This window comes from Thauera mechernichensis (assembly GCF_029588855.1).
GTDB classification, from domain to species: Bacteria; Pseudomonadota; Gammaproteobacteria; order Burkholderiales; family Rhodocyclaceae; genus Thauera; species Thauera mechernichensis.
Window position 1 is genome coordinate 1 of record NZ_JARQZE010000023.1, and the last position, 15,294, is coordinate 15,294.

The 15,294-nt window shown below is 67.3% G+C and carries 14 protein-coding genes, 1 tRNA gene and 1 pseudogene; 4 read left to right on the top strand and 12 right to left on the bottom strand.

Translation table 11 applies throughout. The annotated features are described in order from the left end of the window. Positions 1–146, top strand: a pseudogene (locus tag P7F68_RS18240) (4-hydroxy-2-oxovalerate aldolase); the annotation flags it as partial. Positions 147–165: 19 nt separating this feature from the next. Continuing rightward, positions 166–1,497 carry a spinster family MFS transporter gene (locus P7F68_RS18245; RefSeq protein WP_277835289.1) on the top strand — a complete coding sequence of 444 codons (1,332 nt, stop codon included), beginning with the start codon at positions 166–168 and terminating at the stop codon, positions 1,495–1,497. Positions 1,498–1,501: 4 nt separating this feature from the next. On the opposite strand, the gene P7F68_RS18250 is transcribed toward P7F68_RS18245, so the two are convergent. Together P7F68_RS18250 and P7F68_RS18255 are read right to left on the bottom strand one after the other, a co-directional pair. Then, on the bottom strand, positions 1,502–2,206 hold the full coding sequence (locus P7F68_RS18250) for a P-loop NTPase family protein (protein ID WP_002925369.1): 705 nt from the start codon (positions 2,204–2,206) through the stop codon (positions 1,502–1,504). Positions 2,207–2,416: 210 nt separating this feature from the next. Continuing rightward, positions 2,417–2,493 (bottom strand) — tRNA-Arg (locus P7F68_RS18255). Between the two features lie 149 nt (positions 2,494–2,642). On the opposite strand from P7F68_RS18255, the gene P7F68_RS18260 reads away from it, so the two are divergent. Next, entirely contained in the window at positions 2,643–3,092 is a 450-nt protein-coding gene (locus P7F68_RS18260; RefSeq protein WP_002925370.1) for a c-type cytochrome, read from the top strand. 99 nt (positions 3,093–3,191) lie between these two features. Here the strand turns inward: P7F68_RS18260 and P7F68_RS18265 are convergent, their stop codons facing one another. After that, the gene (locus tag P7F68_RS18265) at positions 3,192–5,186 is read right to left on the bottom strand and encodes a UvrD-helicase domain-containing protein (protein WP_002925371.1); all 1,995 of its coding nucleotides are present in this window, start codon (positions 5,184–5,186) and stop codon (positions 3,192–3,194) included. Between the two features lie 249 nt (positions 5,187–5,435). Between P7F68_RS18265 and P7F68_RS18270 the strand changes: the two genes are divergently transcribed. Continuing rightward, positions 5,436–6,083 (top strand): pentapeptide repeat-containing protein, encoded by a 648-nt coding sequence (locus P7F68_RS18270; RefSeq protein WP_002937673.1) that lies wholly within the window; start codon positions 5,436–5,438, stop codon positions 6,081–6,083. Between the two features lie 39 nt (positions 6,084–6,122). Here the strand turns inward: P7F68_RS18270 and P7F68_RS18275 are convergent, their stop codons facing one another. The 9 genes from P7F68_RS18275 to mrdA form a co-directional block, all read right to left on the bottom strand. Next, complete coding sequence (locus P7F68_RS18275) at positions 6,123–6,845, bottom strand: SIMPL domain-containing protein (RefSeq protein WP_002925373.1); 723 nt, start codon at positions 6,843–6,845, stop codon at positions 6,123–6,125. 2 nt (positions 6,846–6,847) lie between these two features. Next, positions 6,848–7,795, bottom strand: coding sequence for a lipoyl synthase (gene lipA, locus P7F68_RS18280; RefSeq protein WP_277835293.1), 948 nt, complete (start codon positions 7,793–7,795; stop codon positions 6,848–6,850). Between the two features lie 72 nt (positions 7,796–7,867). Next, a complete protein-coding gene (lipB, locus tag P7F68_RS18285; protein ID WP_277835295.1) occupies positions 7,868–8,527 on the bottom strand; it encodes a lipoyl(octanoyl) transferase LipB in 660 nt (219 codons plus the stop codon). Next, positions 8,524–8,808 carry a YbeD family protein gene (locus P7F68_RS18290; RefSeq protein ID WP_270068953.1) on the bottom strand — a complete coding sequence of 95 codons (285 nt, stop codon included), beginning with the start codon at positions 8,806–8,808 and terminating at the stop codon, positions 8,524–8,526. The genes lipB and P7F68_RS18290 overlap by 4 nt, the downstream gene beginning before the upstream one ends. Then, the gene (locus tag P7F68_RS18295) at positions 8,801–9,661 is read right to left on the bottom strand and encodes a D-amino acid aminotransferase (RefSeq protein WP_277835298.1); all 861 of its coding nucleotides are present in this window, start codon (positions 9,659–9,661) and stop codon (positions 8,801–8,803) included. Before P7F68_RS18295 ends, P7F68_RS18290 begins: the two co-directional genes overlap by 8 nt. A gap of 32 nt (positions 9,662–9,693) precedes the next feature. Next, positions 9,694–10,821, bottom strand: coding sequence for a D-alanyl-D-alanine carboxypeptidase family protein (locus tag P7F68_RS18300; protein ID WP_002925385.1), 1,128 nt, complete (start codon positions 10,819–10,821; stop codon positions 9,694–9,696). Positions 10,822–10,994: 173 nt separating this feature from the next. Next, positions 10,995–12,119, bottom strand: a complete 1,125-nt coding sequence (locus P7F68_RS18305) for a septal ring lytic transglycosylase RlpA family protein (protein ID WP_277835301.1) — start codon at positions 12,117–12,119, stop codon at positions 10,995–10,997. A 15-nt stretch (positions 12,120–12,134) separates the two neighbouring features. After that, positions 12,135–13,277 carry a rod shape-determining protein RodA gene (gene rodA / locus P7F68_RS18310; protein ID WP_277835303.1) on the bottom strand — a complete coding sequence of 381 codons (1,143 nt, stop codon included), beginning with the start codon at positions 13,275–13,277 and terminating at the stop codon, positions 12,135–12,137. Then, positions 13,274–15,286: a penicillin-binding protein 2 gene (mrdA, locus tag P7F68_RS18315; protein ID WP_002925393.1), complete on the bottom strand. Its 2,013-nt coding sequence runs from the start codon at positions 15,284–15,286 to the stop codon at positions 13,274–13,276. The genes rodA and mrdA overlap by 4 nt, the downstream gene beginning before the upstream one ends. Positions 15,287–15,294: the final 8 nt, after the last annotated feature.

The following is a 15,294-nucleotide window of genomic DNA, read 5'->3' on the forward strand; positions in this document are numbered from 1 at the left end:
TGCTGTTCGCCAAGCGCGCCGAGAAGAAGTACGGCGTGCCCGCGCGCGAGATCCTGGTCGAGATGGGCCGACGCGGCATGGTCGGCGGCCAGGAAGACATGATCGAGGATACGGCGCTCAACCTGGCGCGCGCACGACAGGCATAGCGCGGAGTCCGCAACGGCCATGCACGACACGTCCCCGTCTGCGCCCGCCCCCTTGTCCGCGTGGCGCACGCATGGCCTGCTGTTCCTGCTCGCCTTCCTGTACGCCGACAACTTCATCGGCCGCCAGATCGTCGCGGTGATGATCGAGCCGATCCGGCTCGAGTTCGGCGCCAGCGACACCTCCATGGGCCTGATCTCCGGCCTCGCCTTTGCCGCCGTGTTCGCCGTGCTGGGCCTGCCGGCGGGGCGTCTTGCCGACCGCATGTCGCGCACCCGGCTGCTCGCCCTGTCCAGCCTGTGCTGGGGCGTCGCCACCATCCTGTGCGCACTGTCGGGCAACTTCGTGCTGCTGGTCGCCGCCAGGATGCTGGTGGCGGCAGTCGAGGCCCCCGCCGCACCGGCCGCCCTGTCGCTGATCGCGGATCTGTACCCGCCGCAGCGCCGCGCCTTCGCCATCAGCTGCTTCACCGCCGCCCCCACCTTCGCCGCCATCCTGGCGCTGAGCCTCGGCGCCTGGCTGGTTGACCAGTACGGCTGGCGCACGACCTTCGTCATCGTCGGTACCCCAGCCTTGCTGATCTCTGCCTTGCTTGCCTTCGGTGCGCGCGAACCGGTGCGCGGGGCCTGGGACGGCAGCGCCCGGGTCGAACTCTCCACCAGCCTGCTGGCCACCGTCGGGCAGCTGTGGGCGAACAGGCCGGTACGCTACCTGATCCTCGCCGGTGCGGTGGCAACCCTGGGCGGCAACGCGTTCGGCATGTGGAATGCAAGTTTCCTGGTGCGCTCGCACGGCCTGGAGCTGCGCCACGCAGGGCTGCTGACCGGACTGATCGGCGGCACCGCCGCCGGCCTCGGCGTGCTGTTCAGCGGCTGGCTGACCGACCACCTGGGCAAGCGCGACGCGCGCTGGCGCTTCCGCATCCCGCTCGTCGGCCATGTCGTCGGCATTGCTACGCTCGCCGCCTACCTGAGCTGGCCGACGGACGTGCTGACCTCGATCGCAGGCGTGCCGGTTCCCACGGCGATGCTGTGGTGCGGTATCAACGGCTTCTTCATGGTGTGGTGGCTGGGGCCGTCCTTCAGCATGCTGACAAGCCTGGTCGCCCCGGCCAACCGCGCCGTGGCGATGGCCCTGCAGACCATGCTCAGCACCCTGTGCGGCGTCGGCCTGGGCCCGGTGCTCACCGGCGCCCTCAGCGACCTGCTGCAGCCGGCCTTCGGTGTCGAGTCGCTGCGTTACGCGATGTTCCTGAGCTGCACCGCCACCAGCGTGGCGATCGTGCTGTTCCTGGTCATGCGCACAGCGCTGCTGCGCGAGCAGCCTGCGCAGGCCGTCATGACGACGGCCTGACAGCCTACACGGCCAGATCGTCGAAGGCCGCGTACACGGCCTTCAGCCAGCTCTTGACGCGCTGGCGCTCGAGCATGCCCAAGGCATCATCGCCCGCACGCCGGTTCATCGCCGCCCAGAAGCTGGCATCCTGGCGATCGATCTTGCGCATGCTGGCTTCGTGCAGTTCCGGCAGGTTGATCACACGGGCCCCCATGGCTTGTGCGGCAGCAAGCTCGGCCGATGCATCGAGCTGGGAAAAGTCGCTGCCACGGCCATGGTTCTTGACCACCACATAGCGCGGACCTTCGCCGTAGGTGTCGAGCAGCGCGCCCAGCAGGTCGACAGAATCCTTGCCGGCATCGGCCAGGTGCCAGAAGTTGACCTGCACGCCGAGTTCGGCAAGCAGTTCCAGCAGTTCGGACGTCTTGATCCAGCGCGCCAGCGGTGCGGCCGTCTGTGCTGCAAGATCGACAATCACACTGTGGCCGATGCCCTCTTCTGGTGCGTCCTCGAACGGCAGCGCGATCTGGTCCAGCCCCTCGTAGCGGTCCACCACCACGGGGGCGGCATAGTCGGCGTAGAAACGGGCGAAGGTCGTGTGCGAGCGATCGGTATCGAAGCCGGTGAAGGGCCGGCCCTTGTCGATGTAGTACTGGGCCAGGGCGCGAGCAACAACCGACTTGCCCACGCCGCCCTTTTCGCCGCCGATGAAGTTGAGGGAACGCATTGTGTGTCCTGAGTGAATTACGCGGTGCTCCGCTTGCTGGCAAAGGCGCCATGCCAACGGCTACAAGCAACGATCGGGCCACAATGAGAGCATCGCAAGGATGGGGCAGCGAAGCGACTTCAGCCCCACGCGCACAGGACACGATTTCCGTACGGATCAACGCAAAGCAAAATGGGCCAGGTCCGTTAAGACCTGACCCATTGAATTCTCTGGCGCGCCCGAGACGATTCGAACGTCCGACCCCTGCCTTCGGAGGGCAGTACTCTATCCAGCTGAGCTACGGGCGCGCGGTGTGCGTGGAAAGACGTCCACGCAAGGCCGGGAAGCATAGCCGCGTTTGCAGGCAAAGTCCATGCCGCACTGCCACAATGGTTTTTACACAGCTATAATCGCGGCTTTAGATCTCGTCTTGCGCCACCAGTCAAAGGACCCAAGCATGTCGAACCAACGCAACCAGCGCCCCGTCCGCCTCGCAATGCCTGTCGTCGCCATGGTCGCAGCCGCGCTGCTGGCGGGCTGTGGCAAGCAGAGCTCCGTCGATCCGGAGCTCACGGCGACCCTGATCCAGCCCGTCGCCCGCGTCGAGATCCAGGCGGTCACGATTACCCCGGGGACGCGGACCGGCGAGCAGATCTACAAGTCGATCTGCGCAGCCTGCCACGACTCGGGCGCCGTGGGCGCACCGAAGACGGGTGACGCCGCTGGCTGGAGCGATCGTCTCGGCCTGGGCTTCGAGGGCCTGACCGCCTCGGCCATCGCCGGCAAGGGTGCGATGCCCGCACGCGGCGGCGGCAGCGACCTGACCGATACCGAAGTCGCACGCGCAGTGGCCTATCTGGCCAACACGGTCGGCGCCGGCTACACCGAGCCGCCGGTCGAGCAGTAAGACCCGCAGCGGCACCCGACTCGGGACACGCACCGCAGCAACTGAAAGGGCAGCCTCGCGCTGCCCTTTTTTGTTGATGTCGCTGCGCGCGCAGCCGGTTCAGGCCTTGCCGTCGCGGTTCTCGAACATCGCCATCAGGTTGGCCAGCCGCGCCTTTCCCTCTTCTTTCGACACCGGCTGGGCGGTCTTGCGGTCGTTCATCTTGATGTCGCCGCCCATCTCCGCGATGAAGCGGCTCGGCTCGCAAGGGCGGAACTCCTTGCCCGACTTGCGCCGCTCGCACCAGGTGATGTTGAGGCTGCGCTGGGCGCGGGTGATGCCCACATACATGAGCCGGCGCTCTTCCTCGACCTTGTCCTCGTCGATGCTGCTCTGGTGGGGCAGCAGGCCTTCCTCGACGCCAACCAGGAAGACGTGGGGAAACTCCAGGCCCTTGGAGGCGTGAAGGGTGGCCATCTGGACGCCGTCGAAGTCGGGGTCTTCCTTGTCGAGCATGGACATCAGCGCGATGGTCTGGGTGAGCTCGAGCAGGTTCTTGCCGTCCTCCTCACCCTTGCGGCCCAGCCAGCCGACGAAGTCGCGCACGTTGCTCCACTTGGATTCGGCCTCGCGCGTGTCGCAGTGCTCGAACAGCCAGGCCTCGTAGCGGATGGCGGCCAACAAGTCTTCGAGCAATTGCGCCGCGGGCTCGCGCGGGGCACGGTACTGCAGGCGGTTGATGTAGGCGGCAAACTCCTGCACGCCCTGCAGTTGTTTGGCGTTGAGGTGCTGGGTCAGCCCTTCCTCGAACACTGCGGCGAACAGGCTGGACTGGCGATGCCCGGCATAGGCGCCGAGCGCCTCGATGGTGGCGGCACCGATGCCACGGCGCGGGGTGGTGATGGCGCGGATGAAGGCGAGGTCGTCGTCTTCATTGACCAGCAGGCGCAGCCAGGCGATCAGGTCGCGGATCTCGGCCTTGTCGAAGAAGCTCTGCCCGCCCGACATCACATACGGGATGCGGTGGTTGCGCAACTGCTGCTCGATGATGCGCGCCTGATGGTTGCCGCGGTAGAGGATGGCGTAGTCCTTGAAGCGGGTGCGGTGCTCGAACTTGTGCGCGGTGATCTTGGTCGCCACCCATTCGGCCTCATGCTCGGCGTCGCGGCAGTTGGTGACGACGATCTGCTCGCCCTGGCCGTGCTCGGACCACAGGCGCTTGTCGAAGAGCTTCTCGTTGTTGGCGATGACGGTGTTGGCGGCCTCGAGGATGCGGCGCGAGGAGCGGTAGTTCTGCTCCAGCTTGATGACCCTGAGCTTGGGATAGTCCTGCTGCAGCAGCTTCAGGTTCTCCACATCCGCGCCGCGCCAGGCGTAGATGGCCTGGTCGTCGTCGCCGACCGCGGTGAAGGCGCCGCGCACGCCTGACAGCAACCTCAGCAGCCGGTACTGGGCACGGTTGGTGTCCTGGTATTCGTCCACGAGCAGATAGCGCAGCTTGTTCTGCCAGCGCTCGCGCACCTCGGGGTGCTCGTCGAACAGGCGCACCGGCAGCGAGATGAGGTCGTCGAAGTCCACTGCCTGGTAGGCGCGCAGGGTGCGCTCGTATTCCTTGTAGAGCTTGGCGGCGACCGAAGCGATCTCGCTGTCGGCGAGCTGCGCCGCCTCCTCGGGCGTGATCATCGCGTTCTTCCACGACGAGATCTGCCACTGCATCTGCTTGGCGATGCCCTTGTCGTTGTCGCCGGCAACGTCCGACACGATCTGCACGGTGTCCGAAGCATCGAGGATGGAGAACTGCGGCTTCAGCCCGCAGTGCTTCGCCTCCTGGCGGATGATGCGCACACCGAGCGCATGGAAGGTGCATACCGTAAGCCCGCCCGGCGCCCGCCCGCCCATGATGTGGGCGACGCGTTCCTGCATCTCCTTGGCGGCCTTGTTGGTGAAGGTGATGGCGGCGATGTTGGACGGGTTGAGCCCGCACTCGTTGATCAGATGCGCGATCTTGTGCGTGATCACCCGCGTCTTGCCACTGCCGGCGCCGGCCAGCACCAGGCAGGGGCCGTCGAGATAGCGGATCGCTTCGCGCTGGGGCGCGTTGAGGAGGGCGGACATCGTGGCGGCACGGCAAAAAACGAAGCCACCCGGGCGGGTGGCGGAGGCCAATTCTAGCCGATCGCACCCGCCAAGAGCGCCATCGTTACAGATCGAGCGGGACGATCACGTCAAACAGGCACCAAACCTCGGCCAGCCACGCGCCCGGGTCGACAAACGGCTTGTCGAACCCGCATGATCCCGTACTGTCGTACCCAGGGCGGCGTTCCGCTGCCATCTACAGCCCTCCATCATCACCAGCCACTGCCCATGCCCACGACCCGCGCCGTGCTGTTCGCCGCCCTCTCCGCAGCGGCCCTGCTCACCCTGCCACCGCCCGCCGAAGCCCAGCGCGCCGGCAACGTCGGTGGCTGCGACATCCGCCGCGGCACCCTGTGCACCAACATGAACCTGAACGGCGCCGAGCTACCCGGGGTGAATCTCGCCAACTCGCAGTTCACCCGATCGGACCTGTCAGGCGCCAACCTGCGCGGCGCCACGCTCAACGAGGCGAACTTCTCGCAGGCCGAGATGGGCGCGATCGCCCTCGACGGGGCCTCGATGCTGCGCACCAACCTGCGCGGCGCCCGCCTGGGCGATGCCAGCCTCAAGGAGGCGAACCTGCGCAACGCCATCCTGCAGAACGCCGATCTACACGGTGCGGACTTCAGCGCGGCGCAGCTTGGTGGCGCCGACCTGACCAATGCCCGGGCGGAGGGCGCCCGCTTCGACGGCGCCGACCTGCAGCGCGCCAACCTGCGCGCGGCCAAGCTGTCGGGCGCGTCTTTCGCAGGCGCCAACCTGCAGGGCGCCAACTTCACCCGCGCCCAGCTCACCAACGCCGACCTGAGCGGGGCCAACATCGAGCAGGCGATCTTCCTCAACGCCCAGACCGACGGCTGCAAGGGTTGCCCGTGAGCAAGCGAGGAACGACCACCGCGCTGAGCGGGGGACAACTCAGTCGAGCGTGAACTCGAAGGTGCTGACCACGCGCAAACGCTTGCCGATGGTGCGCGAGCTGTCCATCTCCGAGCCGTCGTCGTCGAGGATGCGGATCGTGCCCTGGTTGGCACTGCGCAAGGCACCGAGCCTTGCGCCAGCATCAGCGGCAAACTTGCGTGCCTGTTCGCGGGCGCTGAGGGTGGCCTCCTCGAGCAGCATCGGCTTGACGTCGTTGAAGCCGCGCAGCTGATACAGCGGCGCGCCGTCGCCGCCTTCTCCGCCAAGCTGGATGCCGGCCTCGATGAGCGGATCGACCCGGTTCGACGACGCCGCCACCAGGTCTACGCGCGCCGACTTGACCACCACCTGTCCGCGGCCGTTGAAGCGCAGGGCAACCTGATCGGGACCATACTCGCGCGCGAGCAGGTCCTGCACCTGCAGGGGGCGGGCGTCGATCTCGTCGTCGGTGAAACCCTGCGCGCGCAGGAAGGCGAGCACGCGCTCACGATCGGCGGTGAGTGCCTGCTGCACGCGTCCGAAGTCGTTGTCGGCGCGGCGGAAGGCGAGGGTCCACACCGCAAAGTCGCTCTTGACGTCGCGCTCGGCGAGACCCTTTACGGTGATGGTGCGCTCGGCCATGCGAAAGCGCTCGATGCCCTTTGCCACCTGCATGCCGGCAAAGCCAATGCCGATGGCCAGGATCAGCGCCGGGAGGACCCCGATCCGGCTGTCGGCCATGATTACACCACGCCTGCGCCGTGCGCCTGCTGGTCGGCCCAGTAGCTCGAACGCACCATCGGACCGCAGGCGGCGTTCTTGAAGCCCATCTTCAGCGCTTCGGTTTCGAACATCTTGAAGGTGTCTGGATGCACGTAGCGCAGCACCGGCAGGTGGCCACCGGAGGGTTGCAGGTACTGGCCGATGGTGAGCATCTCGACGTCGTGGGCGCGCATGTCGCGCATGACCTCGAGGATCTCGTCGTCGGTCTCGCCCAGGCCCACCATGAGCCCGGACTTGGTCGGCACCTCGGGATGACGGGCCTTGAACTCCTTGAGCAGCTTGAGCGAGTAGGCGTAGTCCGAGCCGGGGCGCGCCTGCTTGTAGAGCCGCGGCACGGTCTCGAGGTTGTGGTTCATGACGTCGGGCGGGGCGGCGTCGAAGATGTCGAGTGCGATCTCCATGCGGCCGCGGAAGTCCGGCACCAGCACCTCGATGGTGGTCTTGGGCGACACCGCACGCGTCTCGCGGATGCAGTCGACGAAGTGCTGGGCGCCGCCGTCGCGCAGGTCGTCGCGGTCCACCGAGGTGATGACGACGTAGTTCAGGCGCATCGCGGCGATGGTGCGGGCCAGGTCGGTCGGCTCGTTCGGATTGAGCGGGTCGGGACGGCCGTGGCCGACGTCGCAGAACGGGCAGCGCCGCGTACAGATGTCGCCCATGATCATGAAGGTGGCCGTGCCCTTGCCGAAGCATTCATGGATGTTCGGGCACGAGGCTTCCTCGCATACGGTATGGAGCTTGTGCTCGCGCAGCGTTTCCTTGATCTCGTTGAAGCGCTCGGCTTCCTGGCCGGCACCGAGCTTGATGCGGATCCAGTCGGGCTTCTTGAGGCGTTCGGCGGGGACGATCTTGATCGGGATGCGGGCGGTCTTGTCTGCGCCGCGCTGCTTGCGCACTGGGGTTTCCATGGTCGCTGTTCTCTGTGGGTTCGGCGTGGGACGCGCTGGGGGAGCGGGAGATTATGAACCGGAGCGCGTCGCTTAGACAGCCTGCTCGGCGCGATGTGCAGTATCGGCGGCGCCAGCGGTATCCGCCAACGGCGGCAGCAGACGCTGCAGATGAGCGAGCAGGACTTCGCCGACCTCCTCCACGCTGGCCTCGATGCCGAAATCGCGCATGCGGATCGTCTTCAGGCCTTCGTAGCCGCAAGGGTTGATCCAGCCAAAGGGGGCGAGGTCGGCATCGACGTTGATGGCGAGGCCGTGGTAACTGCAGCCGTTTCTGACCCGCAGGCCAAGCGCGGCGATCTTGTCGCCTGCGACGTACACACCGGGCGCGCCGTCCTTGCGCTCGGCATGCAAGCCATAACCGGCCAGAGTGTCGATGATGGCCTGCTCCATCAGGTGCACCAGTTCGCGCACCTTGAGCCGGCGCCGGTGCAGGTCCAGCAACAGGTAGGCTACCAGCTGGCCGGGACCGTGGTAGGTGATCTGCCCGCCGCGGTCGATGTGCACCAGCGGGATGGCGGCCGGATTCTGCAGCAGATGCTCGGGCTTGCCCGCCTGGCCCAGGGTGTACACCGGCGGGTGCTGCAACAGCCAGATCTCGTCGGGGGTGTCGGCGCCGCGTTCGGCAGTGAACACGCGCATGGCCTCGAGCGCCGGCGCGTACTCCACCAGGCCGAGGCGCTTGACGATCACAGCACCACCTTGACCATCGGGTGCGAGGTGAGCTCGCGGTACAGGGCGTCGACCTGCGCCTGGGACACGGCACGGAAGGTGCAGGTCACGGCCAGGTAGTTGCCCTTGCTCGAGGGCCGCATCTCGGCACCTGCGGGGTCGAAGTCGGGCGCATGGCGCAGCACGACATCGGTGACCGCCTGGGCAAAGCCATCCACGCGCGCACCCATCACCTTGATGGGGAAGCTGCAGGGGTATTCGATCAGGGTCTGGCGCGTCTGCGCGCCGGGAGCGTCAGCCATTTCGCATCACCGTAAGCTTGAAGTCCTGGTACCAGGCGTACATCTGGCGGCCCATCGGGCCAGGCTCGCCGCTGCCCACCGGGCGGCCGTCGAGCGTGGTGATGGGCAGCACCTCCTTGGTGGAGGAGGTCATCCACAACTCATCGGCGCTGCGCACCTCGGCTTCAAGCACCTCGCGCACCTCATGCCGCATGCCGCGGCTGCGGGCGAGTTCAAGCACCACGTCGTAGGTAATGCCGGGCAGCATGAGGTGGCTCTTGGGCGGCACCAGCAGCACACCGTCCTTGCACACGAAGATGCTGGAGGCGGCACCTTCGGTGAGGAAACTGTCGCGGAACAGCACGGTCTCCGCGCAGCCATTGTCGATCGCGTGCTGGCGCAGCAGACAGTTGGCCAGCATCGATACGGTCTTGAGGTCGCAGCGCAGCCAGCGGATGTCGGCCGCGCTCACCGCCGCGACACCGCGCGCGAGCTGCTCGGCGCCCGGCGTGACCAGCGGCTCGCTCATCAGGAAGACGGTGGGCTGGACTTCGGGGCCGGGGAAGGCGTGGTTGCGCTTGCTGTCGGCGCCGCGCGTCACCTGCAGGTAGACCGACTGGTCCTCCCACGGGTTGCGGGCGACGATCTCGCCGATGATCGCCTTCCAAGCCTGTGCCGTATGGGGGTTGTTCAACCGCATCGCCGCCAGCGTGCTGGCCAGGCGGGTGATGTGCTCATCGACGCGGAAGGGCCGCCGCGAGTACACCGGGATGACCTCGTAGGCGCCATCGCCGAACAGGAAGCCGCGGTCCATCGGCGACACACGCGCCTCGGCAAGCGGGAGGTACTGGCCATTGACGAAAGCCGTCACCATCGTGGGGTCTCCAACTGAGAGGCTCGCGCCGATCACAGGCGCTTGAACAACATCACGATCGCATCCCACAGGCGACCGAAGAAACCGGCCACCGGCACGTCCTGGAGGGCAAGCACAGGGTACTGGCCGATCTGCTCGCCATCGATCCGCAGCGACAGCACGCCCACCTCCTGGCCCTTCTCGATCGGCGCGACGAGCGGCTGGCGGCTCTCCAGCGTGACCTGGATCTTGTCGGCCGATTCCTTGGGCAGCGACATCACGAAGTCGGTTGTGAAGCCCACCGGCAGCTCGTTCACCTTGCCCTTCCAGACGCGGAACTGCGACAGCGCCTCCTCGGCCTTGTAGAGCTTGACCGTGTCGTAGAACTGGAAGCCGAAATTGAGCAGCTTGAGCGACTCCTGCGCGCGCACGGTGTCCGAGGCGGCGCCGAGCACGACCGCCACCAGGCGGCGGGGGCCGCGCTCGGCAGTGGACACCAGGCAGTAGCCGGCCGTGCTGGTGTGGCCGGTCTTCATGCCATCGACGGTGGGGTCCATGTACAGCAGGCGGTTGCGGTTGGGCTGGCGGATGTTGTTGTAGGTGAACTCCTTCATCGAGTACAGGCTGAAGTACTCGGGGAAGTCGCGGATGATCGCGCTCGCCAGCAGGGCAAGGTCGTTCGCGGTGGTGTAGAGCTGCGGATCGGGCAGGCCGGTGGAGTTGGTGAAGTTGGTGTTGCGCATGCCCAGGCGCTGGGCCTCGCGATTCATGAGCGCCGCGAAGGCCTCCTCGCTGCCGGCGATCAGCTCGGAGATGGCGACGCAGGCGTCGTTGCCCGACTGCACGATGATGCCCTTGATCAGCTCATCGACCGTGACCTCCTTGCGCGGCTCGATGAACATGCGCGAGCCCTCCATGCGCCATGCACGCTCGGACACCGGCACCACCTGGTCGGCGCTGATCGTGCCCGCCTTGAGCGCCGAGAAGGTGAGATAGGCCGTCATCAGCTTGGTGAGCGAGGCCGGCTCGATGCGGGTGTCCGCATCTTTGGCGACCAGGGTCTGGCCGGTGGCGTGGTCCGCCAGGACCCAGGCGTTGGCGGCCAGCACCGGCGGCGGCACGGACTGCGCAAGTGCAGTCAACGAAAACAGCGAGACAAGAACGGCGATCAGAAAACGCATGACGAAACCCGGGGAATGGAAGAAGGAAGACGCGGGGCGGCACGAGCGGCTCGGCGCGGGGCCCTGTCGGCCCCACTGGCTGGCCAGCCCCGGCGCAGCGGCCCAATTATAGGCGCCGGTCGATGACAGACCCAAAACGAAAGGCTTTGTTGCATCCCGCCTGCCGCGCTGGCTCAGCGCACCACCACGAAGGGCTTGAGCTTGAGCAGGCTGCCCATGCGCTCGGCGGCGCTGCGTGCCGCATCGACCGACTCGTAGGGACCGGCATGGAGCCGGAAGCGTTCGCCGTCGGCGAGCAGCTCGAAGCGCTCGGCCAGCGCCGCCGCCCTGCCCTGCACGGTGTCGCGGAAACCCTCGGCGTTGGCGTAGGACGCGAAGGCGCCGAGCTGCAGGAAGATGCCGCCGCTGGCCGATGCGATGGGCGGCACCAGCCCGCCGGCGCCATCGGCCGTTGCGAGTGCGGCGGACGTCGGCGCCGGCGCTGTGCTGCCCTGCATGTCGACCGCTGACGCGGCCGGCGCGGGCAGGGGCTCGAGCGCACGTGCGGCCAGCGCCGGTTCGCCGGCAGCGACCACGCCCTCGTCGGCGCGCGCAGCGAGCGGCGGTACCGGCCGCGTGCTCGCCACCAGGGGAGCCTCGTCGGGCAGGATCTGCTCGACCTCCACCTGCGCGCTGCCGGCGTTGATATAGCCCAGACGGTGCGCAGCAGCGTACGACAGGTCGATGACACGGCCGCGCAGGAAGGGGCCGCGGTCATTGACCCGCACCACCACCGAACGCCCGTTGTCGAGATGGGTGACGCGCACGTAGCTCGGGATCGGCAGCGTCGGGTGCGCAGCGGTCATGGCGTACATGTCGTAAGGCTCGCCGCTTGAGGTCGGCCGGCCGTGGAAGCGCCGCCCGTACCAGCTCGCGTGGCCGCGCTGGCGGAAAGGGCGCACTTCGGTCACCGGCACGAAGCTCTGCCCCATCACGTGGTAAGGCCTGTTGGCAAAGCGGTGCAGAGGCTCCGCGCGAGGCTCGGCATCAGGGATGTTGTCGAGGTCGTCGGGCAACACGTCGTCGGGACCGTCGTCCAGGTAATAGCCTCCGCCACGCGTCGCGCGCGCCGGTGCTGGCGCGCGCGCAGCCGGCTGCGTCGTCGGCGCGCTGGCGACCGGTTCGTCGCCCTGTCTGGGGGTCGAGCCGCAACCGGAGAGCAGGCCGGCGAACAGGGCCAGGCAAAACGACAGGGGCAGGAGCCGGCTGCCGGCAGCGTGCACGGCACCGGCAGGGGAGGTCGAAGGCGTCGGATTCATCTTTCCGTCCGAAGGTCAGGTCTTGTCTGCAAAGCGGCTGCGCTGGATGCTCATCAGGATACCGATGCCCAGACAGAGCGTGACCAGTGCAGTTCCGCCATAACTGATGAAGGGCAGTGGCACGCCCACCACGGGCAGGATGCCGCTGACCATGCCCATGTTCACGAAGGCGTAGGTAAACAGGATCATCGTGATTGCGCCGGCCAGCAGCCGCGTCGCATGGGTCGGCGCGTTGGCGGCAATGTGAAAGCCGCGCAGCAGCATAAGCACGTACACGACGAGCAGGGCCACCGCACCGATCAGGCCGAACTCCTCGGCGAGCACGGCGAAGATGAAGTCGGTATGGCGCTCGGGCAGGAAGGCGAGGTGGGTCTGGGTGCCATCCATCCAACCCTTGCCCATGAGGCCGCCCGAGCCGATCGCGATCGTCGACTGGATGATGTGGAAGCCCTTGCCGAGCGGGTCGCGGGTGGGGTCGAGCAGGGTGCACACACGCTGCTTCTGGTACTCGCGCAGCACCTGCCAGTCCACTTCGGGCTGGCACAGCGTGTCGCCGAAGGCGACGATCGAGCCCAGGCCGATCACGCCGGCGACCACCAGCGGAATGATCAGCTTCCACGACAGCCCGGCGAAGAAGATCACGAAGATACCCGAGGCCGCCACCAGCAGGCTGGTACCCAGGTCGGGCTGGATCACGATCAGCGCCACAGGGACCACGAGCAATGCCGCCGCCACGAAAAAATCCAGCGCCCGCGTCTGGGCCTCGCGCTGCTGGAAGAACCAGGCCAGCATCAACGGCATGGCGATCTTCATCAGTTCCGAGGGCTGGATACGTGCCACGCCCAGGTCCAGCCAGCGCTGCGCACCCTTCGACACCTCGCCGAACAGGTCCACCGCGATCAGCAGCAACACGCCCAGCACGTAGAGTGGCACCGCCAGCGCGAGCAGGCGCTGCGGCTTGAGCAGCGCCAACGCCCACATGCCCAGCAGCGCGATGGCGAAATGGGTGAGTTGCGAATCGACACGCTCGGGCGAGGCGCTCTGCATCAGGATGTGGGCGCTCGCCAGCAGCACGGCGAGCAGCACCAGCAGCACCGGGTCGAGCGGGCGAACGGCGGCGCGCAGCAGCGCGAACGGATTGAAGCGGGTCTCGTTCATCGCGTCACCCTCGTCGGCTGCCCAGGCACCAATGCTGCCTGCGGCACGGCGGGCGCAGCAGGTTCGCGCGGCGGCGGATCACCCTCGCCGGTACGCGCCGGCGCTGTGCCATTGGCCGCATCCTCGGACTCGGTGGCGTTGTCGTCTTCCGCTGCAGGCGCACCTGCGCGCTGGTCGAGCAGGTAGTAGTCGATCACCTGGCGGGCAATGGGTGCAGCCGACTGCGAGCCGAAGCCGCCGTTCTCGACCAGCACGGCAAGCGCGATCTTGGGGTTCTCGGCGGGCGCGTAGGCGACGAACCAGGAGTGGTCGCGCAGGCGCTCGCGCACGTTCTTCTCGACATAGCGCTGGCCGCGCAGCGAGAACACCTGGGCGGTACCGGTCTTGCCGCCAACGCTGTAGGGCGCACCCTGGAAGGCCCGCCGCCCGGTGCCGCTCTTGTTTACATCCACCATGGCGTCCAGCACGGCCTTGAGATGCGCCTGCTTGAGCGGGATCTCGCGCAGCGGCTCGGGCTCGATCGCCCGCCGCTCGCCGGTACGCGAATCGACCACGTACTTGACCACGTGCGGGCGGAACAGCTTGCCGTCATTGACCAGGGCTGCCATCGCGTTGGCGAGCTGCAGCGGCGTGAAGGCGTTGTAGCCCTGGCCGATGCCGACCGAGATGGTCTCGCCCGCGTACCAGCGCTGTTGCTCGGGCTTGCGGAAGCGGTTGCGCTTCCATTCCGGGGACGGCAGTACACCGATGGCTTCGCCCGGCAGGTCGATGCCGGTGCGGTCACCGAAGCCGAAGGGCGCCATGAAGCTGGCGATGCCCTCGATGCCGAGCTCGTTGGCGAGCTGGTAGTAGTAGGTGTTGCACGACACCACGATCGACTTGTGCAGGTCGACCATGCCGTGGCCGCCGATCTTGTCATCCATGAAGCGATGGCCGCCGAAGTTGAAATAACCGACGTCGTGGATTGCCTGCCTCGCCGTGCGCTTGCCGGTTTCCAGCCCGGCCAGCGCCATGAAGGGCTTGAAGGTGGAGCCTGGCGGATAGGTGGAGTAGATGGCGCGGTGCAGCAGGGGATGGTCGGGCGACTCGTTGAGCGCGCGCCAGTCCTGCGTGGAGATGCCATCGACGAAGAGGTTGGGGTCGTAGGTCGGCATCGATACCAGGGCGAGCACGCCGCCGGTGGAGGGCTCGATCGCCACCAGCGCACCGCGGCGGTCGCCGAAGGCAGTCTCGGCCACCCGCTGCAACTCGATGTCCAGGGTAAGCTCGAGATCGTTGCCCGAACTGGCCGGGGTGTGGGACAGCGCGCGCACCGCACGCCCGCTGGCGTTGACTTCGACCTGCTCGACGCCGGTGGTGCCATGCAGCTCGGCCTCGTAGGACTGCTCCAGGCCGGCCTTGCCGATGTGCAGGGTGCCGCGATAGTTGGCGGTCTGGCCGCGCTCCTCGATGCGCTCGACGTCGCGCTCGTTGATGCGGCCGATGTAGCCCACCACATGCGCCGCGGTCGTGCCCTGGGGGTAGTCGCGCAGCAGGCGGGCACGCACATCCACCCCGGGCAGGCGGTAGCGCTGAGACACCACACGCGCCACCTCCTCGTCGGTGAGCCGGCTGCGCACCGGCACGCTCTCGAAGTTGCGGCTCTCCTCGAACAGCTTGCGGAAGCGGCGCAGGTCGCGGGGCTCGATCGGCACCAGGGTGGAAAGCTCGGCCAGCGTCCCCTCGAGGTCGCGCACCTCGGAAGGCATGATCTCCAGCGTGTAGGTGGCGTAGTTGCGCGCCAGCACGACGCCGTTGCGGTCGACAATGGTGCCGCGGTGCGGCACCACCGGCAGCAGCGCGATGCGGTTGTCTTCGGCGCGGGTCAGGAAGTAGTCGTGACGCTGGACCTGCAGGAAGTGGAAGCGTGCCGCGAGCAGGCCGAGGCAGATGAGGACGAACACGGCCGCCACCACTACACGCAGCCTGAAGCGGGCAAGATCGGCGGCCGGTGTGCGAAACTCGGTCATCGGCGCCC

What these genes read in the sequence shown, in the direction of transcription:
- P7F68_RS18295 (WP_277835298.1), bottom strand. Translation starts at nt 9,661, where the DNA reads ATGGTGACGGCTTTCGTCAATGGCCAGTACCTCCCGCTTGCCGAGGCG.
- P7F68_RS18300 (WP_002925385.1), bottom strand. Translation starts at nt 10,821, where the DNA reads ATGCGTTTTCTGATCGCCGTTCTTGTCTCGCTGTTTTCGTTGACTGCA.
- P7F68_RS18245 (WP_277835289.1), top strand. Translation starts at nt 166, where the DNA reads ATGCACGACACGTCCCCGTCTGCGCCCGCCCCCTTGTCCGCGTGGCGC.
- P7F68_RS18275 (WP_002925373.1), bottom strand. Translation starts at nt 6,845, where the DNA reads ATGGCCGACAGCCGGATCGGGGTCCTCCCGGCGCTGATCCTGGCCATC.
- P7F68_RS18290 (WP_270068953.1), bottom strand. Translation starts at nt 8,808, where the DNA reads ATGGCTGACGCTCCCGGCGCGCAGACGCGCCAGACCCTGATCGAATAC.
- lipA (WP_277835293.1), bottom strand. Translation starts at nt 7,795, where the DNA reads ATGGAAACCCCAGTGCGCAAGCAGCGCGGCGCAGACAAGACCGCCCGC.
- P7F68_RS18265 (WP_002925371.1), bottom strand. Translation starts at nt 5,186, where the DNA reads ATGTCCGCCCTCCTCAACGCGCCCCAGCGCGAAGCGATCCGCTATCTC.
- P7F68_RS18270 (WP_002937673.1), top strand. Translation starts at nt 5,436, where the DNA reads ATGCCCACGACCCGCGCCGTGCTGTTCGCCGCCCTCTCCGCAGCGGCC.
- P7F68_RS18250 (WP_002925369.1), bottom strand. Translation starts at nt 2,206, where the DNA reads ATGCGTTCCCTCAACTTCATCGGCGGCGAAAAGGGCGGCGTGGGCAAG.
- rodA (WP_277835303.1), bottom strand. Translation starts at nt 13,277, where the DNA reads ATGAACGAGACCCGCTTCAATCCGTTCGCGCTGCTGCGCGCCGCCGTT.
- P7F68_RS18305 (WP_277835301.1), bottom strand. Translation starts at nt 12,119, where the DNA reads ATGAATCCGACGCCTTCGACCTCCCCTGCCGGTGCCGTGCACGCTGCC.
- mrdA (WP_002925393.1), bottom strand. Translation starts at nt 15,286, where the DNA reads ATGACCGAGTTTCGCACACCGGCCGCCGATCTTGCCCGCTTCAGGCTG.
- P7F68_RS18260 (WP_002925370.1), top strand. Translation starts at nt 2,643, where the DNA reads ATGTCGAACCAACGCAACCAGCGCCCCGTCCGCCTCGCAATGCCTGTC.